14 protein-coding genes and 1 other RNA gene are annotated in these 23,267 nt (G+C 42.3%); 9 read left to right on the top strand and 6 right to left on the bottom strand.

The genetic code is table 11. The features are described from left to right. Window positions 1-95 precede the first annotated feature (95 nt). Together BBW65_RS00740 and BBW65_RS00730 are read left to right on the top strand one after the other, a co-directional pair. Complete coding sequence (locus BBW65_RS00740) at window positions 96-4,457, top strand: autotransporter outer membrane beta-barrel domain-containing protein (protein WP_066338414.1); 4,362 nt, start codon at window positions 96-98, stop codon at window positions 4,455-4,457. A 1,076-nt stretch (window positions 4,458-5,533) separates the two neighbouring features. Beyond that, window positions 5,534-8,098: an ATP-dependent Clp protease ATP-binding subunit gene (locus BBW65_RS00730; protein WP_066338410.1), complete on the top strand. Its 2,565-nt coding sequence runs from the start codon at window positions 5,534-5,536 to the stop codon at window positions 8,096-8,098. 1,151 nt (window positions 8,099-9,249) lie between these two features. Here the strand turns inward: BBW65_RS00730 and BBW65_RS08070 are convergent. Beyond that, window positions 9,250-9,375, bottom strand: a complete 126-nt coding sequence (locus tag BBW65_RS08070) for a hypothetical protein (RefSeq protein WP_267886403.1) — start codon at window positions 9,373-9,375, stop codon at window positions 9,250-9,252. A gap of 64 nt (window positions 9,376-9,439) precedes the next feature. On the opposite strand from BBW65_RS08070, the gene BBW65_RS07760 reads away from it, so the two are divergent. Further along, complete coding sequence (locus BBW65_RS07760) at window positions 9,440-9,682, top strand: acyloxyacyl hydrolase (protein WP_199919440.1); 243 nt, start codon at window positions 9,440-9,442, stop codon at window positions 9,680-9,682. Window positions 9,683-9,749: 67 nt separating this feature from the next. On the opposite strand, the gene coaE is transcribed toward BBW65_RS07760, so the two are convergent. After that, entirely contained in the window at window positions 9,750-10,355 is a 606-nt protein-coding gene (coaE, locus tag BBW65_RS00715; RefSeq protein WP_066341714.1) for a dephospho-CoA kinase, read from the bottom strand. A gap of 122 nt (window positions 10,356-10,477) precedes the next feature. Here coaE and BBW65_RS00710 point away from each other — a divergent pair, with 122 nt between their 5' ends. Further along, window positions 10,478-11,653: an MFS transporter gene (locus BBW65_RS00710; protein WP_066338405.1), complete on the top strand. Its 1,176-nt coding sequence runs from the start codon at window positions 10,478-10,480 to the stop codon at window positions 11,651-11,653. 37 nt (window positions 11,654-11,690) lie between these two features. On the opposite strand, the gene ffs is transcribed toward BBW65_RS00710, so the two are convergent. After that, window positions 11,691-11,788, bottom strand: an RNA gene (gene ffs / locus BBW65_RS00705) — signal recognition particle sRNA small type. A 114-nt stretch (window positions 11,789-11,902) separates the two neighbouring features. Here ffs and carB point away from each other — a divergent pair. Genes carB through uvrA form a run of 5 tightly spaced genes read left to right on the top strand, consistent with a single transcriptional unit; the run spans window position 11,903 to window position 19,433 of the window. Further along, window positions 11,903-15,169: a carbamoyl-phosphate synthase large subunit gene (carB, locus tag BBW65_RS00700; protein ID WP_066338404.1), complete on the top strand. Its 3,267-nt coding sequence runs from the start codon at window positions 11,903-11,905 to the stop codon at window positions 15,167-15,169. Further along, entirely contained in the window at window positions 15,166-15,597 is a 432-nt protein-coding gene (locus tag BBW65_RS00695; protein ID WP_066338402.1) for an L-threonylcarbamoyladenylate synthase, read from the top strand. The genes carB and BBW65_RS00695 overlap by 4 nt, the downstream gene beginning before the upstream one ends. Further along, window positions 15,597-15,845, top strand: coding sequence for an RNA-binding S4 domain-containing protein (locus tag BBW65_RS00690; protein WP_066338401.1), 249 nt, complete (start codon window positions 15,597-15,599; stop codon window positions 15,843-15,845). The genes BBW65_RS00695 and BBW65_RS00690 overlap by 1 nt, the downstream gene beginning before the upstream one ends. A gap of 13 nt (window positions 15,846-15,858) precedes the next feature. Further along, window positions 15,859-16,644 (top strand): diaminopimelate epimerase, encoded by a 786-nt coding sequence (gene dapF / locus BBW65_RS00685; protein ID WP_066338399.1) that lies wholly within the window; start codon window positions 15,859-15,861, stop codon window positions 16,642-16,644. Further along, a complete protein-coding gene (gene uvrA, locus BBW65_RS00680) occupies window positions 16,641-19,433 on the top strand; it encodes an excinuclease ABC subunit UvrA (RefSeq protein WP_199919439.1) in 2,793 nt (930 codons plus the stop codon). Before dapF ends, uvrA begins: the two co-directional genes overlap by 4 nt. An 84-nt stretch (window positions 19,434-19,517) precedes the next feature. Here the strand turns inward: uvrA and BBW65_RS00675 are convergent, their stop codons facing one another. The 3 genes from BBW65_RS00675 to BBW65_RS00665 are packed head-to-tail and all read right to left on the bottom strand — an operon-like array spanning window position 19,518 to window position 23,267. Further along, window positions 19,518-20,543 (bottom strand): vWA domain-containing protein, encoded by a 1,026-nt coding sequence (locus tag BBW65_RS00675; RefSeq protein ID WP_066338394.1) that lies wholly within the window; start codon window positions 20,541-20,543, stop codon window positions 19,518-19,520. A 22-nt stretch (window positions 20,544-20,565) separates the two neighbouring features. Continuing rightward, on the bottom strand, window positions 20,566-21,291 hold the full coding sequence (locus BBW65_RS00670) for a fumarate reductase iron-sulfur subunit (RefSeq protein ID WP_066338393.1): 726 nt from the start codon (window positions 21,289-21,291) through the stop codon (window positions 20,566-20,568). Beyond that, window positions 21,288-23,267, bottom strand: a complete 1,980-nt coding sequence (locus BBW65_RS00665; protein WP_066338391.1) for a fumarate reductase flavoprotein subunit — start codon at window positions 23,265-23,267, stop codon at window positions 21,288-21,290. Before BBW65_RS00665 ends, BBW65_RS00670 begins: the two co-directional genes overlap by 4 nt.

Genomic DNA, 23,267 nt, shown 5'->3' with positions numbered 1-23,267 from the left:
ATAATACACATTCTTGTTTATCTAATTTTAAGGCTTGATATTTTGGATACACAAAATATCTCAATCTTTATCCAGTATTTTAAGGAGTATTTTAAATGAAAAATTCAGCACAAAATAAGCGAAAAATCTCTGTAGGGGGGGGGGGTATGATGAAATCTTACAAGCCTCTCATCGCCACTTCGTTGGCACTAGCCCTCAGTGCGAGTGTGGCAAGTGCAAATGTCACAGATTGTAATGGCAACACAAGTGCGATCTGCTATAGTTTCAACAATGGGCAATTTTTCAGACCAATAACTCAAGTGCAAATCAGTGCAGGAGCCTCACCCTCGACATTCAACCAACTGCAAAGCAATGGCACAGCCTTGCAAGATCTTACATTGCAGTTCCAGCACTCCCTTACCACAAGTGCAGATTTCGCATCATCCACATTCACTCTAAAAGGTTTGAACACTCAAATCAAGCTTACCAACAAAGATAAGGGACTTCAATTGGGGGATAACGGCACTAGCACCCTCACGATTGATTTTGGAAACTATAATGCCGCCAATCTTTCTCGCAAAGCCATTTTTGATTTTGAAGGCAAAACAGGAACAACCGCCCTCAAAGGTAATATCAAAATCATAGCAGGTGGTTCTCCCACTGACAAAGTAGAAGCTACTTTCAATGGCGATATGGAGGGAAATATCACTATCACACCAACTATTCCAGATAAAGCTGATCCTCATCTTTGGAATTTCGATTATAGTAGCGTTACAACCAATTTTACTTTCAAAAATGGAGCGAAACTCAAAGGAAATATCGAGGCACGATTGTTAAGAGGGGAGCAAAACTTCACTTTTAGTAATGGAGGCATTGAGGGGGATATCCGAACTTATGGGTTTATTCCATATCACTTTCCCGGTGGTGTAGGTGCAGGTGCAGATCAAGGTTCTGATACCAATGTCAATATCACTTTCAAAAACGATGGTGCGAGTATCAAAAAAGGAAATGGAAGCACAGGAGAGATTCGAGTTGAATCTGGATTTTATGAAGCTGGCAGAAAAGACAACAATGCCCACAACAGAATCCTTTTTGAAGGTAATGGACAAATCGGAGGGGATGATACAAATCGTATGAGTATCATCGCACATACAGATGGTTGGAATGTTGCAAAGGTTTCAGAAGCACACAATCTTATCCAATTCCAAAAACAAGCCACCCTCTATCTTGAGAAACTAGCAATCGGGCATTATAACTCCGGTGATCGCCTCAATGTCATCAGCCTTGAAGGTGAATCAAATGACATTCTTAATATCAACAAAATCGAATCAAGAGGTGGTGTGAATTATCAAGGACGCAACTACATCGGTAAAGGGCTTTTGAAGTTTGCAAATGGTGGGAATGAAGCGAAAGATTTGGTATTGAGCAACATTGACGAAGTTACGCTCAAGGGTTCGGATTATCAAAAAATTTCCACTTATACGCAAACCCTCAGAGCCAAAGGCATACTCATAGCTGGAGCCATCGGAACTATTGACGAAGGGCGTGGAATCAATGGGGTGTTTATAGACACACTGCAAGTCACAAAAACAATCTCCTCTTGGGGAGAATCACGCAACATCATCTCTACCAATGATTTAACGATTAATGGAGGAGTTTATTCAAGTGGTGGAGGCAACATTATTTCTATTACCACAAGCGGCACAATCGGAGCAAATGGGATCAATAGTGACGGCGAAACAAATAGTAGAATGGATTATTCTCTCTTTACTGCAAAACACGGAAACAATATTTTTTATCTTGAAGGAGATAATACCACCCTCTCTTTCAAGAAAAAAATAGAACATACTTGGCAAGCCAAACGCACAGAATTCAATCTCAATGGGACTGCTAATAAGGTTGATGTCAAAGAGGAAGTAAAAATCGGAGGATATGGGGATAATAGTTATGATGGAGTGATTTTTAACTTCAATGGTAGTGATGGAGAACTTGATATAAAAGGCAGTGATGGCACTACAAGTGGAGGTGGAAATATCTATGTAGGGCGTGATAAGACAGACAGATATGCCAAACTCACTCTTAATTTTAAGGGCAATAACACAACGATTAAAGGCAATATCACTACTCAAGGTGGAGGAAATATAAACGAGAAAAACACTACAACTTTTAATATCACTAATGGCAACAATGTGGAAGTGCAAGGCACTATCAAGAATCAAAAATCCAATCATACCACTGATACAAGAACGCCAACTGATTCTGCTCAAACCATTTTCAACTTCCAATCCCCAACATCAGGTAATGGAGCGATAACCACCCTAGCACTCAAAAACAACATTGAGAACACTTCAGGGAATATAGAGTTCAATTTCAATGCAGGGGATTCAAGAGTGAGTGTAGTAAGTGGCGAAACTTCCAAAATCACCACCACAGCTCAAGGAGCCACCACAACTTTCAATCTTGCCAATGGTGCCAATGCAACCATAGAACAAGCGATTGAAACTACTGCAGGAAGCACAAACATTGCTTTTAACGGCAATTCCACCCTCACGCTAAAAGGACAAACCAACCAAATCACTAAGCTTACTGCCAACGCCACAGAATCCACTCTCAATCTTACAAATGGGACTGCTACTATCACAACCACAGAGATTGGAAATGGAAGCACACTGAGTTTTCAATCTCCAAATGAAAAAATCAAAACAGACACCCTCAAACTCAGCACTGGTGCCAAATCAGGCAAAATCAATCTCTCAAGCAATGCTCAAACTAATCTAGGGACAACCCACAACTTCAACCTCCTAGAGATTGGGCAGACAACCCCTCCTGATCCACAAAGTGTAGGACTCTCTTCAAGCAACCTCACCTTTGTTGTCTCTGTGGATACTGAAGCAACACAAGAAGGTAGCAAAATCGGAGGCACAAGTGTAGGAGCAAGTGGTGGCACCTACGGACACGCCTATTCTGATCGTGTTGTCATCTTAAGTGTAGGAAACAACAATCAAGGCAACACTGCTCTCAAAGAACAGATTGCCGTTGCTATCGACCCTAGCCAAACTTCAAGTATCAAATATTCAAGTGGTGGCACAGAGACAGAACACAACATTGCCGTCGCTACCATAAAAAATAGAGATAATAGCGATAATGTCAATAATGCCCTAGCCACATTCACCTCCATTGAAACAATCAATGGTGGAGAAAAGATTCAAGTCGAATTCGTCAAAGTAGCCACAAATGCAAATGGTAAAGTCAATGGGGCAACAGATAAAGGCAAAGCACAAGAGAGTGGTGACTACACCACCTACTTCCTAGGCAAAGCAATCAGTCTAGGAGTGGATAACACCACCCAACAAGCTCTCACTTCTGCTCTCTCTATCAATTATGATTTATACATTGCAAACCTCAATTCTCTTAACAAACGAATGGGAGAACTTAGAGACAATCCTTACACTCAAGGAGTATGGGCTAGAGTGTTTGGAGGACTCCAAGAATCTAACTTTGGATTGGGAGCACGCACAAGCTATGTGACTGCTCAAGGAGGATATGATTATGCACTAGAAACAGAGGGTGCCAAAAACTACATAGGACTTGCATTCTCTTATATGCACTCTAAGGGTGAGAGCAACAAAGCCACTCAAGCTAGCAATGCAATCAATGTGAGTGGTATCAATACTATCTATCTCTCCAATATCCAATCAAGTGGATATGAAATTGCTCTTTATAATTCTTATGTGAGTAATGTAGGTCTTTATAATGACACAATTGCTAAACTCAGCTATATCACTTCTGATTTTTCTTTGAGCAATAGTAGTGATCACAACAACACTGCAAACAATCTAGGATTCACTCTCTCCAATGAAGTGGGTTATCGTTTCATTCTAGGAGAACAACAAGATTATTTCATTGATCCACAATTAGAGTTAAGCTTAGGTTATCTCAATCAATCTGACTTCACCACCAAGATGAAAACTAGAAGTGGTAAAGGCAATCAACTCAAAGCACTCCAAGAGAGTGTGTTTTTGACTAGAACTAGACTAGGAGCTAGTTTTGGTAAAAAGATTGTAGAACAAGACAAAAACATCTCTCTTTATGTTGGGACATTCTATGAATATGATCTTGTCACAGGAGGATCTAACAAACTCACTACAGGCACAACAAAAGCTTACAATCCTGAGTTTGCTTCCAATGGTAGAGTGGTCTTAAATGTAGGAAGCAATCTAGAGCTTAATCAATCCACTAGAGTCTATGTGGATGTAGAGAAAAGCTTTGGAGACAAACTAAGGACACAACTCCAATTCAATCTAGGAGCTAGATATAGCTTTGGAGAGAAAACAAGTATAGAGAATGCAAAAGCACAAACCACTGCTCCTTTGAGAGTAGGAAATACTCCTACAGAGGAAACAGAAAAAGCTCAAATAGTGCCTAATGTCCCTCACAAAGCCAAAGAGGACACAAGAGCAAAAGCGACTAATCAGTAGTGGGATACTAAATGGAGGGAGGGGGTGATTCAGAATGAAAAAAAGGGGGGTGAATTAAAGCAAAGCAAAGGCAAAGCAAACGCCGACCAAACCAAGCTTGTAGAACCAAAAAGGATTCCAAAATTGCCAAAAGTGCTGTTTTTGCAGAACGCTGTTCGCTACTTCTCTTTCTTGGGATTGCTTTTGCCAAAGCACACTTTCTAGTCGTTGAAACTTGCTTTGCTTTTTCTATAAGGGGGACAATGGGGTTTATTGCGAGGGACCCCCCTTATCCCCCTTAAAATCCCCCAAACCCCTGCCCGCTTTTTGTGTGTTACCCACATTGCTTTGACTTTGTTTTGATTCTTTGGTGTTTTAGGTTTGTTTTTTTGATTTAAATTGAATCTAGATTCTTAGAATCTTTGTGAGAGCATTCTTGATTCTTGATTCTTTGGATTCTTTTGATTCCTAGAATCTCCATCAAAAACCCTTATCAATCATTAAACCCCACTAAGTTATAAAGGAAATGAAAACTGCTAACCAAACTAACCTTGTAGAACCAAAAAAGATTCCAAGTCAATATAATCTTGAACGAGCCTTGCTAATGCAATGCTGGGGTTATGGGGGTTGTTAAGGGGGATAAGGGGAACGCTGCTTTAAGTTCCCCTTGACCCCCTTAAGAAAAACACCAAGCCAAGCTTGAGAAACCAAAATCCGTGCTTTTGCCAAACCAATCCCAAAAATAAAACACCAATAGATTCTAGAATCACCACAAATCTCATTTGTGCAAAACGCCATTTGCTAGTCATTTTGTGCGATTGGATTCTTGTGTTGAAATTGGCTTGAGTGAAGCATACTTCTTAATCATCAATTCCCGCTTTGCTTTTTTCTATAAGGGGGGGGGACAAGGGGGTTTATTGCGAGGCACCCCACTGCCCCCCTGCCCCCTGCCCCCCTTAAAATCCCCAAAACCCCCAAACATTACAGACAATTAAATAAGATAAATTGATAGTAAATGACTAAAGTTATATAATCCAACAAGCATTAGAGTTTGCATTTTTTAGCACTCTAATATCTCAAATGACAAAGGATAGCAAATGAACCTGTTAGAAAAAATCACAAATCAACTTAGAGAAAGTCTAGACTCGGCTTCTTCTTTGGCAATGCACTCCAAAAATCAAGAGATTGGGATTTTGCATTTGTATTGGGCATTTTTGACCAATCATCAGTCTTTGCTCAATCAAGCTCTCAACAAAGACAATATCGATAAAACTCCCATAGAACTTGAATTTCAAACTGCAGTCAATGCACTCCCCAAAAGCTCTAGTGTCAATCGAGAACATCTCTCCATCTCAAGAGAGCTTCTTGATGCTTTGAGCGAGGCTCTTGGGCTTGCCACAAAGCAAGGAGATAGCTACTTAGCCGTAGATACTTTCATCATCTCCACCCTCAACCACGCCAAAATCAAAGAGATTTTTGAGAAATATTTGGATATCCAAGAGCTCAAAAAAACCCTGCAAACCTTGCGAGGGGGCAATAAAATCCAAGACAAAAATGCAGAAGAAATCGCAGAATCTTTGGCAAAATTTGGCATTGACTTGACACAACAAGCTTTTGAAAACAAGCTTGATCCTGTCATCGGAAGAGATGAAGAAATCACAGCAATGATGCAAATCCTTATCCGCAAAACCAAAAACAATCCGATTCTTTTGGGCGAGCCCGGAGTGGGCAAAACAGCCGTAGTCGAGGGGTTGGCACAGAAAATCATCAACAAAAGCGTGCCCACCAGTCTGCAAAACAAAAAACTCATCGCACTTGATATGAGTGCCCTCATCGCAGGGGCGAAATACCGCGGAGAGTTTGAAGAAAGACTCAAAAAAGTGATCGAAGAAGTCAAACAAGCAGGAAATGTCATCTTGTTTATCGATGAGATTCACACCATTGTCGGAGCAGGAGCGAGTGAGGGGAGTATGGATGCAGCCAACATTCTCAAACCTGCCCTTGCACGCGGAGAGCTACACGCAATCGGAGCCACCACCCTCAAAGAATACCGCAAGTATTTTGAAAAAGATGCTGCACTTGTGAGGAGATTCCAACCTATTGACATCGCCCAGCCCAACATCAACCAAGCACTTCAGATTTTGAGAGGTATCAAAGAAAGCCTAGAATCCCACCACAATGTCAATATCACAGACTCTGCCCTAGTTGCCGCTGTCAAACTCTCAGACCGCTACATCACCAATCGCTTTTTGCCAGACAAGGCTATCGATCTCATCGATGAGGGGGCAGCCGAACTCAAAATGCAAATCGAATCCGAGCCTCACGAGCTTAGCAAAGCCAAACGCATCATTGTCAATCTCGAAGTCGAAAAAGAAGCACTCAATATGGAGAAAAACCCCAACAACCAAAAACGCCTTGATGAAATCCAAAAAGAGCTAAGCGATGCGATGGAGCAAAAAACCCTACTTGAAACGCAGTTTGAAAATGAAAAATCTGTTTTCAAAGAAATCGCAGATCTCAAAAGCGAAATCGATTTGCTCAAAAGAACTTCAGAATCTGCAAAACGCGATGGGGACTACAACAAGGCAGCAGAAATCGATCACTCCAAAATCCCCCAAAAAGAAAAGCAAATACAACTCTTGCAGGACAAATGGCAACAAATGCAAGAGCAAGGCACATTGCTCAAAAATGCAGTGAGTGAAGAAATCATCGCAGGAATCGTCAGCCGTTGGAGTGGGATCCCAGTCAAAAAAATGCTCCAAAGCGAAAAAGACAAGATTTTGGGTGTGCAAGAGGAACTTGCCAAAAGCGTAGTCGGACAAGATGAAGCAATCAGAGCGATTGCGCGTGTCATCAAACGCAACAAGGCAGGGCTTAGCCAGAGCAATCGTCCGATTGGAAGCTTTCTCTTTTTGGGAAGCACAGGGGTGGGAAAAACCCAGAGTGCCAAATCTCTAGCAAAATTTCTATTTGATAGTGAAAAAAATCTTGTGCGTATTGATATGAGCGAATATATGGAAAAACACGCTGTGTCTAGATTGCTAGGAGCACCTCCGGGGTATGTGGGTTATGAAGAGGGCGGGCAACTCACCGAAGCCGTGCGTCGCAAACCTTATAGCGTATTGCTTTTTGATGAGATTGAAAAAGCACATCCTGATGTTTTCAATCTCTTATTGCAAGTGCTAGATGATGGACGCCTGACAGACAACAAAGGGGTGATTGTGGATTTTACCAACACCATTATCATTCTCACAAGCAATATTGGAAGTGATAAAATTTTGGAAATTTCTGACAAAGAGGCGAGGGAAAAAGCGATCAAAGAGGCACTCAAAGCGTATTTCAAGCCAGAATTCCTCAATCGCCTTGATGATGTGATCGTATTCAATCCACTTGATTTTGACGCTATTACGCAGATTGTAGATATTATGTTTGCACAAATCGCTCAAAAACTAGAAGAGAGGGGTATCAATGTGGCATTAACCCAAGAAGCCAAAGAAGAGATTGCTCAAGAGGGATTTGATCCTGTCTATGGAGCTAGACCACTCAAAAGAGCCTTGTATGAAAAAGTCGAAGATCGTTTAGCAGAGCTTATTTTGGAAGACAAAATCAAAGAGGGAAACAAAGTAATCTTCAAGGCTCAAGGAGAGGTGGAAATCCTCTAGCCTCCCCTCTCTCCCCCACTCCCCCACTCTTTATCCCAACATTGTCTCCACAAAAGAATCAAAGATTCAAGAAACACCAAAAACATACTCCCACAAACTAACTTCAAAAGAAAACTACAGATTCAGCAAACTAATTCTATTATTTGAGATTGCTTTTGCAGAAGCACACTTTTGGGGATTCTAGAATCTCTAAGACTTCCTTTTGTAGTTGGCTTGAGAGGCTCTATACTCTTTGGTGATTCTTGATCTGTTTGCTAGTTTTTACAATTGCTTTTGCAGAAGCACACTTCTTAGTTACCAATTCCCACTTTGCTTTTTTCTATAAGGGGGACAAGGGGGTTTATTGCGAGGCACCCCCCTTATCCCCCTTAAAATCCCCCAAACCCCTGCCCGCTTTTTGTGTGTTACCCACATTAACTTGACTTTGTTTTGATTCTTTGGTGTTTTGGATTTGTTTTTTTGATTTGATTTTAGATTTATTGATTTGTATCTAGCTTGTGTTTTTGATTTAAATCTGGTTTTTGCATTTGATTCTTAGATTCTTAGAATCTTGTTGCTTTTTTAAAAACTCCAAAAAATATAAAACTCCACTATTTCAATATAAGCACAAACAACTGCTTCCCAAACCAACCTTGTAGAACCAAATAAGGATTCCAAGTCAATGTAATCTTGAACGAGCCTTGCTAATGCAATGCTGGGGTTATGGGGGTTGTTAAGGGGGATAAGGGGAACGCTTGCTATAAGTTCCCCTTGACCCCCTTAAGAGAGATCCTAGGGGATTCTAGAATTGCATAAAGGGTGGTTTGCTCAAAGCAAGATTCAAAAAGAAAACTCCAAGAGATTCTGGAATCGCTAAAAAGCATAGTCTCAACAAACCAACTTCAAAAGAAAGTATCGAGTCAAGCCCAAGAAATCCAAAGATACTTGTTCAAACTAAACCAAAAATCAGTTAAAATCAAACACCACAACATTTGCAAAACTTTTAAAGGGATTTTATGAAATTCAAATTTTGCTTTTTATTGCTCGCTTCTCTTTGTTTTGCTATTGAGCATCAAGAGGGAAATCAATGCTCTAGCGAATCAAAAACACTCACCAATCCATTTTTTATCAACACGCAAAACTCCATAAGATACGAGTTTGGCTCAAGTCTGTCAAAAAACCATCGCTACTTCCTCACCAATCTCATCTACTCCCAACCCAATCAAATCTTTCGCCTCCCAGGAAGATTGAATCTTGAATTTGGAGGAAGCATTACCAATAGGAGCTTTGCAAGTCATATAAATACTCCTCCCCCCCCCCGAATTTGATTTCATTATAGGAGGAATCTCTCAAGATCTCATCTTGCCCATATTCTATTCTGAAAATGGCAATCTTTATTTTGGAGTGGGAATCGGCTTATACATCAAATCCAAAACAGATATAAGAGTGGGCTCCAAAGTCACCTTTGGAGAGCGATTTTTTGTAGGTTATACATTTAAAAATTTCAGTTTAGAAATGTATTGGAAACACTATTCCAATGGAACGCTAAAACTTCCAAATAGCGGACACGACTTTGGGGGATTGAGCTTTGGGTATAACTTTTGATTCTGCTGACAAACTACGCATTCTACGCCACAATCTGCCTCTATCTGATAAGCTTTGACTTCCAAGACTACAAAGATTTAGCCGCCACCCCACCAAGCCAATCCAAAATTTGCATTTTGAGCTTTTCTTGCGTTTGAGTGTTGTCAAACACAATCTCTGCATATTGGATTTTTTCATCTATAGGCATTTGTGCATATAGCCTCTGCAATGCCTCCTCTTCTGACAAAGCATTACGCTCCATCAAGCGTAAAATCTGAACTTCTTTTGGAGCATAAACTAAAATCGTATGAGAAAAATTGAATCGATGAAAATGCTCAAACAAAAGAGGAATTTCTACAAAATAAATTGTTTGCTTTTTTTCTAGCACACTGCACGCCTTCCACAATCTCTCTGCAATCAATGGGTGCAAAAACGCCTCAAGCTTCTGACGCTTGAGGCTTGAGGCAAAGACGATTTTACCTAGAGCCAAACGATCGAGCGTTCCATTTTGATCCAAACCTATATCAAACAATTCTGCCACCTCTTTTTGATGAATTTCAAGCAAAGAGTGGGCAATCTCATCGCAATCTAGCACCGCATAGCCCAACTGCATCAATATCCTACAAGCCGTGCTTTTGCCACTCCCAATCCCCCCACTCACAGCATAAGCGTATTTAAGAGTTGAAAAATCCATATTTCCCTCGATTAAATCTGATTCCAAAAAGCATAGCAAAATCCAGCCATACACAAACAAAAATCAAAAACAAAGTATTTTAGATATAATCCATTTTTTTAAATTTTATTTCAGGAGACTTTATGCGTATTCATCCTTCTTATTACACTATCATCCCACTGACACTTTCGGCTTTTTGTATGGGAGTGGCAGAACTCTGCATAGCAGGGGTGATGGACAATATGGCACATTATTTCAACACCTCGCTACAACAAACAGGTTTGTTGATGACACTCTATGCGTTGGGGGTTATCATCGGAGCACCGATCCTCACTATTCCCATTAGCACCTTCAATCGCAAAACACAACTTCTCATCAATCTTGCGATTTTTGCCCTAGCAAACTCAATCGTTTTTTTTAGCTCTAGTTTTTTGATCACCTCTATCGCACGCTTTGTGGCTGGTTGTATGCACGGAGTATTTTTCGTCATTGCCACTTTATCAGTGACGCAAGTTGCACAAGAGGGACGCAAATCTCAAGGACTTGCGATTGTGGTGGCGGGTTTGAGCTTCTCTATGGTGAGTGGCGTTCCGCTAGGTGCATTGATTGGCAATACTTTTGGATTCCAAATCTTGTTTTTGTGCATTAGTTTTCTGATCCTTAGCGTGATGGGTGCTGTGTGGGTGCTAATGCCTAGCAATCTAATGGGGCAACAAACAAGCCTCAAGAGCCTCAAAAATGGCTTACTAAGCCCTCACATGTGGCGTTCTTATCTCATCACTGCAAGTTTTTGTGGGAGTATTTTTGCATTCTACACTTATGCTGAAGCCTTTTTTGTCCAAATTTCAGGTTTTGATTTGGACGATATTGCGTGGATTTTGCTTGCTTATGGATTCTGCGGGATTGCAGGAAATCTAATCGGTGGAAAACTCTCAGATAAACTAGGAAGCATTTATGCTCTCAAGATCACTTTTAGTATGCTTGCTTTGGGATTGTTTCTGATAGGAATCTTTTCAAAATATCCTTGGGTGGGTGTTTTTGGATTTTGTATGGCAAGTTTTTGGGGATTTGCCTGTGTTGCCTCTATCAAAATTCTATCCCTCATCACTGCCAAAATCTACACACCTGCAAGCATAGAAAGCTCTATCAGCCTCAATGAAGCGAGTTTCAATGTTGGTATTGCGATTGCGACTTTTATCGGTGGAATCACACTAGCACTCTTTGGAGTCCAGAGCAATTCATTCTTTGCAGGAGCATTGGCATTATGCGGACTTGCTCTAGTTTGGAGTTTCCCAAAAGGCTATCAAGAAAGATTGTAATCAAAATATGTGATTTGATATGGAGGGGGGAGAGAAACCCCTTGCAGATACCTAAGGCACACAAGCGATCCAAGTGCTCTGCTGTATTCCTACCCTGAAGCGTTGCTTAAACCACCCATTGCATAGGTCTGCAAGAGAAATCGCATTTTAACAAAATATTTTTCAAAAATTCTATATGTTTAAAAAATTTTTAGGGCAACTTTTGTAAAATTGCATCTTAAGAACACATTCAACTATAAGAGAGACAAAATGCCAAAACGCAATGATATCCACAATATCTTATTAATTGGTTCAGGTCCAATCATCATCGGACAAGCTTGTGAGTTTGACTACTCTGGCACGCAAGCCGCCAAAACACTCAAAAGTTTGGGCTACAAAGTCGTGCTCATCAATTCCAATCCTGCTACCATTATGACAGATCCAGAATCAGCCGATCGCACCTACATTGAGCCTATTAGCGAAGAGACACTCGCTGACATCATCCAAAAAGAAAAAATTGACGCCATTTTGCCAACGATGGGGGGGCAAACTGCATTGAATATCGCAATGAGTATGCAAGAAAAAGGAATGCTTGAGGGTGTGAAGTTTTTGGGAGCCAACCCTGAGGCAATCAAAAAGGGAGAGGATCGCCAAGCGTTCAAAGAATCAATGCTCAAAATCGGTATGGATCTCCCAAAATCCCGCTATGCCTACAATGAAGAAGAAGCACTCAATGCTGCCAAAGAAATCGGGTTTCCTTTGATCATCCGTGCAAGTTTTACACTTGCAGGTGGGGGAAGCGGTGTGGCTTATAATATTGATGAGTTCAAAGCGTTGGCAAAAAATGGGCTTGACGCCTCGCCGATCAATGAAATCTTGATCGAAGAATCACTTTTGGGCTGGAAAGAATACGAAATGGAAGTCATACGCGATAAGGCAGACAACTGCATTATCGTTTGCTCAATCGAAAACCTTGATCCTATGGGAGTGCATACAGGCGATAGTATCACCATAGCCCCTGCCCTCACCCTCACTGACAAAGAATACCAAAGAATGCGTGATGCCTCTTTTGCCATCTTGCGTGAGATTGGCGTAGATACAGGGGGGAGCAATGTGCAATTTGCCATCAATCCTCAAACGGGGCGTATGATTGTCATCGAGATGAATCCACGCGTTTCACGCTCTTCAGCCCTTGCAAGCAAAGCGACAGGCTATCCTATCGCCAAAGTAGCCACACTTCTAGCAGTGGGCTTCACTCTTGATGAAATCACCAACGACATTACAGGCACAACTGCTAGTTTTGAGCCTAGTATCGATTATATTGTGACTAAAATCCCAAGATTTACATTTGAAAAATTCCCCACCGCTGATTCCACACTCACTACAAGTATGAAAAGCATTGGCGAAGTGATGGCAATCGGAGGCACTTTTGCAGAAAGTGTGCAAAAAGCCCTCTGCAGTCTTGAAACAGGGCTATTTGGATTTAACTCCATCAGTTCTGATTTGGAAAAAATCAAGCACGAAATCCGTCGCCCCAACGAATCAAGACTGCTCTACATCGCCGATGGCTTCAGGCAAGGGTTGAGTTTGGAGGAGATTCATACTTTGAGCAAAATCGATCCGTGGTTTTTGAGCCAAATCCAAGAAATCATTGCATTTGAAGAGCGTATCACTCTATCAATCCTAGAGGATGTCCATCTGATGAGAGAAACCAAGTCTTTGGGATTTTCTGATGCGATGATTGCATCGTTGCTCAAGAAAAACGATGGGATTGACATCACCCCAAATGAAGTCTATCAAGCGCGATGTTCTATGGGTGTCACACAGGATTATTTGCAAGTGGATACTTGTGCTGCAGAATTCACCTCACGCACCCCCTACCTTTACTCTTCTATTGGCAATTTTAGCAGTATCGCACCCGCCCCACTTCCACAAAGCACACACAAAAAAGTGATGATCATCGGTGGAGGACCCAATCGGATCGGGCAAGGAATCGAGTTTGATTATTGCTGTGTGCATGCAAGTTTTGCACTCAAAGATATGGGAATCTCAAGCATTATGTATAACTGCAATCCTGAAACGGTGAGCACGGACTATGACACAAGCGATGTGCTGTATTTCGAACCCATCGACTTTGAGCATGTCCGCTCTGTGATTGAGAGAGAGAAACCTGATGGAATCATCGTGCATTTCGGAGGGCAAACCCCTCTCAAACTCGCCAAAGATCTCACACGCATTGGTGCCAAAATCATCGGCACAAGTGCCAAAGTCATCGATGTGGCTGAAGATCGCGAAAAATTTTCTGATTTTGTCCAACAATACCAACTCAAACAACCCCAAAACGGCATTGCTTTCAACAAAGAAGAAGCCCATAGTATCGCAAGTAAGATCGGATTCCCCGTATTAGTGCGTCCTAGCTATGTTTTGGGAGGACGAGCGATGCGGATCGTCTATAACGATGAAGAGCTCAAATCCTATATGGAGGAAGCAGTCCGAGTGAGCGAGAGTTCTCCTGTGCTTGTGGATAAGTTTTTGGATCGTGCCATCGAGCTTGATGTCGATGCCATTAGCGATGGAGTTGATGTGTATATCGGTGGGATTATGCAACACATCGAAGAGGCAGGCATCCACTCTGGAGATAGTGCCTCCTCCCTCCCTCCCTCCACCCTCACACAAGAAAAAATCCAAGAGATTCAAAATCTCACCGCTCAGATCGCACTCAAGCTTGGCGTGATAGGGCTGATGAATGTGCAATATGCGATTTATCAAGATGAGATTTATCTCATCGAAGTCAATCCACGAGCTAGCCGCACCGTGCCTTTTGTCAGCAAAGCCACAGGTATGCCACTAGCCAAAATCGCAACACGCGTAATGTGGCAGGGCAATCTCAAAGAAGCCCTAAGCTATTATGATCGCTTTGGTATGGTCATCTATACCAACAACATCTATCAGCACAAAGCCCTCAAACACATCGCCATCAAAGAATCAGTATTCCCATTCAACAAGCTCAATGGTGCAGATGTGCTCTTAGGTCCTGAAATGAAAAGCACAGGAGAGGTGATGGGGATCAGCCAAAGCTTTGGATTGAGCTTTGCCAAAAGCCAAATTGCTGCCAAAAACACTCTCCCCACACAAGGCAAGATTTTCATCTCTCTCAAAGAGCTTGACAAACCCTCTGCCCTCGAGATTGCGCGCAATTTCAAAGCATTGGGCTTTGAGCTTTGTGCGACAAGTGGCACACATCAAGCGATCACACAAGGTGGCATAGAGTGTGAACTCGTGCTCAAAGTGAGTGAAGGACGCCCAAATATACAAGATCTCATCACCAACAATGAAATCGCAATGGTCATCAATAGCAGCGATGAGAGAAGCAACAAAACAGACACTAAGTTTTTGCGAGAGCAGGTGCTAAAATCCTGTGTGCCATATTTCACCACGATACAAGAAGCCAAAGCCGCCTGTAGTGCTATAGCCGAGATGGAAACCCAAAGCCCATACAAAGCCCAAGCAATCCAAGATTTCTTGCAAGTTCAATGAAATCTACGCTCTTTTTGGCTCAAACTGACACAACGATTGGCTTTTTGTGTCAAGATCCCCACACCATCAATCAAGCCAAGGGTAGAAACAAGCAAGTTTTGCTTGAAGTGGATTCTTTGCAAACTCTCAAAAGCTTCGTGCGTGTGCCTCAAAAATATAAAAACATGGTGCGAAAATCACGCAAAACGACTTTTATTTATCCTAATTGCAAGGCTATTAGAGTTGTTTTTGATTCTTGGCATTTGAGATTTTTACGCACTCTCAAATGGGCTTATAGCTCCAGTGCCAATCTGAGTGGAAAAGATTTTGACATCAATTTCGCAACTTCTCGTGCTGATACTATCATCGAGGATAAGCGTGGATTGTTTCAAGCCCCGCCCTCCAAAATCTACAAAATCAATCAATCTCATCTCAAAAGGATACGCTAATGCGACTCGATCAATTCCTCAACTCAAGCAACCTTCTCAAGCGTAGAAGTATCGCTCAAGATATGTGCCAAAATGGTGCGATTCTCCTCAACGCCAAACCCGCCAAACCCGCCAAAGAAGTGAAAATCGGCGATGTGATTGAGTTGAAATATTTGGACAAATCCCTACAATATGAGATTTTGGCTATCCCACCGACCAAAACCACCCCAAAATCCCAAATCTCTCTTTATCTCAAAGAACTTCAATAAAAGGACAGCTCAAATGTTAGAACTTGAAAAATACAGCGCTAGTGGCAATGATTTTCTCATCACCCATATTCCACCCTCAAATTTCGACCTTGCTTTGTTTGCCAGAAAAGTCTGCGATCGTCATCAAGGTATCGGTGCTGATGGACTTGTGATTCTCTACCCTCACGAAAAATACGCCTACCAATGGCGGTTTTATAATAGCGATGGCTCCCTTGCTTCAATGTGTGGCAATGCGAGTCGTTGTGTCGGGCTTTATGCGTTTCTGCATTCTCTTGCGCCACAAAAGCATCAGTTTTTGAGCGGTGCTGGAATGATTGAAGTTGAGATTCTTAGCACCCAAGCTCCCTATAGGGTGCTCAGTCATCTTGGGACCTACCAACTCTTCGCACTCAATCAAGATAATGGTTGGGATTTTTTCAATACAGGAGTGCCCCATCTTGTGCGTTTTGTAAAAACACTTGAAGAGTTTCAAATCTTCTCTATTGAGAGTATGAAAGATATGCGTTTGCAATATGATGCCAATGTCAATATCGTTTGCAAAACCCAAGAGGGCTACAGAATCAAAACCTATGAACGCGGAGTGGAAGACATCACACTCGCTTGTGGCACGGGAATGGCAAGTGTGGTGGCAAGTCTCAAAGAAAGAGGTGAGCTAGAGGGCGATGAAGTGATACTCATCCCACCTTCTGATGAATTGATCAAGTTTAGAATCCAAGAGAAAAACATCAGCTTTGAGGGCGAAGTCAAACGGATCGCCAAATGCCAAATTGATTTGAGTTTTTTGGGAGCATCGGAGTGAAAGATCAAATCACTATCGCAGGAGCCAAAGAAAACAATCTTAAAAACCTCAATCTCACTCTACCCAAAAACCAGCTCATTGTTTTTACGGGATTGAGTGGAAGTGGTAAAAGCACCCTAGCCTTTGACACTCTCTATGCTGAGGGGCAAAGACGCTATATCGAGAGCCTCTCAAGCTATGCAAGGCAATTTTTGGACAAAGTGGGCAAACCCAATGTGGATAAAATCGAAGGTTTAACCCCTGCCATCGCCATTGACCAAAAAACCACTTCCAAAAACCCTCGTTCCACGGTTGGCACAATCACAGAAATCTATGATTATTTGCGTCTTTTGTATGCAAGGGTGGGCAATCAGCACTGCCATCTATGTGGCAAACCCATTTCCTATATGACACAAACTGACATCATCCATCAAGTGCTATCCCTCCCCATTGATTCCAAACTCATCATTCTTGCACCCATCATCAAAGACAAAAAAGGGACTTTTGCTGACAAAATCGACTCATTGCGTCAAAAAGGGATCATCCGTGCCTATATTGATGGCGTGATGGTGCGTCTTGATGAAGAAATTACGCTAAGCAAAACCAAAAAACACACCATCAAAGCCGTGATCGATCGCGTGATTCTCAATCAAGACAACCACACACGCATCGCACAAGGTATCGAAAAGGCACTCAAAGAATCTTTTGGCGAGGTGGAGATTGAGCTTGATGGCAAAATCTTGCATTTTTCAGAGCATTTTGCTTGCTTTGATTGCAAAGTGAGCTTTGAGCCTCTTGAGCCTCTGGCTTTTTCTTTTAACTCCCCAAAGGGGGCTTGTGAGGATTGTGGCGGTTTGGGAATGAAATACACTCTAGATCTCAAAAAGCTCCTCAATCGTTCAGCCCCACTCAATCAAGGAGGTGTGAAGTTTATCTTTGGCTTCAATCGAGGGTATTACAATCATCTCTTTGAAGCCTTTTGCAACAGCCAAAACATCAAACTCACCCAAAGCTTTGATGAACTTCAAGAACATCAGCAAAACGCTTTGCTCTATGGAAGCTCCCAAAGCGTGACATTTGAATGGAGGGGGAGCAAACTCACACGCCCTTGGCAAGGCATTATGAAAATCGCCTATGATTTGTTCAAAGATGAAAGAGATCTAGCAGATTTTATGAGTGAGAAACCTTGCCCAAGTTGCAAAGGCTATCGCCTCAAAGCACCATCCCTAAGCGTCCAAGTGGCAAACAAAAAGATTTCAGAGATTTTGAATATGCCACTTCAAGAATGCTATGAGTTTTTTGCAAATGCAGAGCATTTTGCCTATCTCACTCCTCAAGAGCAGATGATTGCGGAGCCGATTTTCAAAGAGATCAAAGAACGCTTGTTTTTTCTCTATGATGTGGGGTTGGGCTATCTGACTTTGGGGCGTGATGCACGCACAATCAGCGGTGGAGAAAGCCAAAGGATCCGTATCGCAAGTCAAATCGGAAGTGGGCTTACAGGAGTGATGTATGTGCTTGATGAGCCAAGTATCGGTTTGCACGAACGCGACACGCTCAAACTCATCAAAACCCTAAGGAGTTTGCAAGAAAAAGGCAACACAGTCATCGTCGTAGAGCACGACAAAGAAACGATTTTGCAGGCTGATTTTGTTGTGGATATTGGTCCGGGTGCAGGAGTGAATGGAGGAGAGATTGTGTTTGCAGGAAGTGTCCAAGAGCTACTCAAACAAAACACCCTCACCGCCCAATACCTCAATGGAAGTCGGCAAATCTCCTACCCCCACAACCGCAAACAAGAAAAATTTCTAGAGATTTCTGGTATCAATATCAACAATATCAAAAACCTAAGCATCAACATCCCGCTTTCCAATTTTGTCTGTATCACCGGCGTGAGCGGAAGTGGCAAAAGCTCTATTGTTTTGCAGACACTGCTCCCTGTCGCTCAAGAAATCCTAAACCATAGCAAAAAGATTCAAAAATACGACGGCGTGAGCATCGCGGGACTAGAACATCTAGACAAAGTCATCTACCTAGATCAAAGCCCTATCGGACGCACCCCTAGAAGTAACCCCGCGACTTATACAGGCGTGATGGATGACATTCGTGCGTTGTTTGCAGAAGTCAAAGAGGCAAAAATCAGAGGCTACAACCTCGGTCGCTTCAGCTTCAATGTCAAAGGGGGACGCTGTGAAAAATGTCAGGGCGAAGGGGAAATCAAAATCGAAATGCACTTTTTGCCCGATGTGATGGTGAAGTGCGATAGCTGCAAAGGTGCAAGATACAACGCACAAACGCTTGAAATCCAATACAAAGGCAAATCAATCGCAGAGGTGCTCAATATGAGTGTGGAAGATGCCTTGCCGTTTTTTAGCAAAGTGCCAAAAATCGCACACAAATTGCAAACGCTTCAAGATGTGGGGCTAGGCTACATCACGCTAGGGCAAAACGCAACGACGCTAAGTGGGGGCGAGGCTCAACGCATCAAACTTGCCAAAGAACTCAGTCGCAAAGATACGGGCAAAACACTCTATATCTTGGATGAGCCCACGACAGGATTGCATTTTGCCGATGTGGATCGGCTCACAAAAGTCTTGCACCATCTTGTCAGTCTGGGGAATTCAGCCATTGTGATTGAGCACAATCTTGATATGATCAAAAATGCTGATTATTTGATTGACATCGGTCCTGAGGGAGGGGATCAAGGAGGGCAAGTGCTTGATTGCGGAAGTGTGGAGCACATTGCCAAAAATGCTTCCAAAAGTGGGAGTCATACAGGGAGATTTTTGGCTAAAGAGTTGGGGATATAGTATCACCCCAAAAGCAAGAAGATTGTAACTTCATTCCTACCCACACCCCCCACATAACACAATAAAATCACCTATTTCAAAACATTACGATTGGGATTGAGGAAAATCATCGTGCATTTTGTGAGTTTTGGAAGGATGAATCACTACATCAAGCTCACGCATATCAAACTTCCCTCCACTACTTTGTGTCAGAATATTTTTCTTGAAATTATAGATATTGTCAGCATAATAATAATTTCCACCCGTGATTTTTGATAAATTTTTCAAAAAATCTAGAGGTTGCCCAAGATTAAAACTATGAATCTTGACGCAATTTTTTCCGCACTCCTCACCTTTGGCAATATTAAAATTGAGATTCTGTGTCATTTGTAATGCTTGATCTTCATTATGGGGATCGCTCGCACTTCCATCGCTAATGAGATAAATCTCTTTTTCCAAACCATTGTCTTTGGTAAAATATCTCATCGCCTCAATCAAAGAACGATACAGCATTCGCGTGTCAGATTGCGTTGTGCTAAGCTTATTGATAGCTTGAGCGAACGAATCTTGCTGATAAAACACACCCAAAGATTCAAAGAGAAGCCAAGTGAATCTCACAAGCACTACTTTTGCATAAGCATCTTTGTCATCACCAAAAAGATGTTGGCTCAAAAATGGAGCAATTTCTTTGAGTGCAAAAACACAATCACTCATCGATTGGGTTGCACAAACAACAATTCCGATTTCTTTTGTTGGCTTCTTGCTTAGCTTGATTCCAAGTGTCTCTTGATTGACATCAAAATTTTGTAGCACAAAACTTTGTGGGGAGCAAATTGCTTTGACTTCCAGCTCACTTCCCTTCAAGGCATAGATATAATCCCTAGTATCACTCACATAATAATCATTTTTCTCTTCATAAATTCCCCCTCTCAAAATATTGCCATCAAAGACAATGCCCCCTTTGAGCTTTGTCGCATCAACAACTTGCTTATCTGTCACATAGGTGAGATTGGAACCAGAGATGATTTTTGAAGGCTCTATTTCAGCACAACTTGCACCATCAATGAGCCTTTTTAATACTTCTTTGATCAATTTTTCATCTACAACAACTTCTTGGGTGGGTTCTTGCATCGTTATCCTTTAATTTATTACATTATTTACACTGCACCATTTTGCGACGCAAATACGCAATCTTGGTTTGCAGTGGCAATTCTTTGGGGCAAACATCTTGACAGGCTAGCAATGACATACACCCAAAGATTCCATTATCATCTCCGATGAGCTCAAACCAATCCTCATCAGTGCGTTTATCTTGAGGATCGATATAAAACCTTGCTACACGATTCAGTCCAGCAGGAGCGATAAAATCCTCTCTCATCACTTTGGTGCCACACCCTGCGACACAGCAACCACACTCGATACAGCGATCAAGCTCAAACACCTCTTCAGCAACCTCTGGCTCCACCCTTGCCTCAAACTTACTCAAATCCACTTTTTCTTCATTGGAATGGATCCAACTCTCGACACGCTTTGTCATTCCTTCAAACCAACTTCCAGTATCTACAGATAAATCTTTGATGAGCTTGAACGCAGGAAGTGGCATCAATGTGATAACCCCACTTTCAAATTCTTTTGTCAAAGTGCGGCAAGCAAGACGCGGAGTGCCATTAATCATCATTCCACAGCTCCCACAAATCCCCGCACGGCAAACAAAATCAAAACTCAAAGATTGATCAAGCTCGCTTCTAATCTTGTTGAGTGCGATAAAAATAGACATAGAATCCAATTCTTCAATCTGATATTCTGCAAAATGGGGCTTGGACACCGCACTTTGAGGATTGTATTTGAAAATTTTAAAAGTTAAGATTCGATTACTCATAATGGTTCTCCTATTCTTTCAATTCTTGCTTTATAACGCTCTTGGAGCTCAAAAGGCATCAAGGCATCTTGGATTTCCCAACGATTTTTGCCATCTTCTTTGAGTTTTTGGGTGATCTCTTCGATTTCTTGGGCGCGTTTGGCTGATTTTTCATTCTCGATAATCATACCTTGTGGTCCATAGCCACGATAGGCAGGAGCGATTTCCATCTCCATAATATCAAGCTCTTCATACTCAAGTGTGGGCATCGTATCCTCTGCATTTTTCCAATATGCAAGAGTGCGTTTGAGCCAATTGGCATCATCACGCTTTGGATAATCCTCACGACTATGAGCCCCCCTGCTTTCTTTCCTTTCCAAAGCCCCCTTAGCGACACATAGGGCAATTTTTATCATTTTTTGGACGCGATAAGCCTCTTCAAGCTCAGGATTTGCACTCAACTCTTTGTAATGGATAGAAATATTTTTGGAGCGTCTGCACAACTCCTCCAAACCATCAACTGCTTTTTGCAACCCCTCTTCTGTCCTAAAAATCCCGATATATTCCTCCACAAGCTCTTGCATTTGTGCTTTGAGTTTGAAAGGATTCTCTCCATTTTCTCTCTGGATAATCGCCTCAAGCTTGGCTTGTTCTCTGTCCAAAAACCCTTGAATCACCTCTGTTGAAATTTCAGCTTGAGAGTTTTTGCAATGCTCTGCAAAATAATCTCCCACAACCATTCCTGCCACAACTGCCTCTGCTACAGAGTTTCCTCCCAAACGATTGAATCCGTGCATATCCCAACACGCCGCCTCTCCTGCTGCAAAAAGTCCTTTGAGCTTGGTTTCCCCTCTTGCATTGGTGCGAATCCCGCCCATACTATAGTGCTGCATAGGACGCACGGGGGCATATACGCCTTTTTGTGCCAAATCAATACCATTGAAACAATGTGCAATCTCCCAAACATCACGCAAGTTTTTGTGGATATGCTCTGCCCCCAAAATAGAAATATCAAGCCACAAATGATCCCCATAAGGCGATTTGATCCCTTTGCCTGCTTTGATATGCTCTAGCATTCTACGACTCACCACATCGCGACTTGCCAAATCCCTCTTTTCTGGTTCATAATCTGCCATAAAAGCGTGTCCATCGACATCTCTAAGCAATCCCCCATCACCCCTGCAACCTTCAGTCAGCAAAATCCCACTAGGTACAATGGGCGTAGGATGGAATTGCACTGCTTCCATATTTCCAAGCCTCACAATCCCTGTTTCAAGCACTGCTCCCGCTGCCACACCATCACAAATCACAGCATTTGTAGTGTTTTTGTAAATCCTACCATATCCCCCTGTGGCAATCAATGTGCCTTTAGAAACAAAGGCGATGAGTTCTCCTGTCACCAAATCCCTTGCCACCACGCCATAGCATTTGCCCTCATAGTGAATCACAGCAACCATTTCTTTGCGATCCAAGATTTCAGTGCCAAGCCTCATCGCCTCATTGGCAACTGCATAAAGCATCGAATGCCCTGTAGCATCTCCTGTATAACAAGCTCTCCATTTTTTAGTCCCACCAAAATCTCGTGCATTGATCAGTCCGTGAGCCTCTTCATCTTCTTGAAAAGTCTCCTTTTGCCCTTTGATGATCGCACTATGCTCTCCTGCTTTTACGCGATTCCAAGGCACGCCCCAAGATGCAAGCTCACGAATCGCTTTGGGAGCTGTGGCAGCAAACATTCTTGCCACCTTTTGATCACAACCCCAATCGCTCCCTTTGACTGTGTCCATAAAATGAATATCCTCATTATCCCCCCTAGCCTTTGTCGCATTTCCTAGACTTGCTTGCATTCCTCCTTGAGCCGCTGCAGAGTGCGAACGCTTCACAGGAATCAAACTCAAAACAATCGTTTTGAGCCCCAATTGACGACAACCAATCGCTGATCTCAAACCAGCCAATCCTCCACCTACAACCAACGCGTCTGAATACACAATCTTCAT

It is taken from the genome of Helicobacter enhydrae (assembly GCF_001693335.1).
Lineage (GTDB): Bacteria > Campylobacterota > Campylobacteria > Campylobacterales > Helicobacteraceae > Helicobacter_G > Helicobacter_G enhydrae.
Note: the sequence above shows the minus strand (reverse complement) of the source record. Positions and strands in the feature narration are given on the sequence as shown.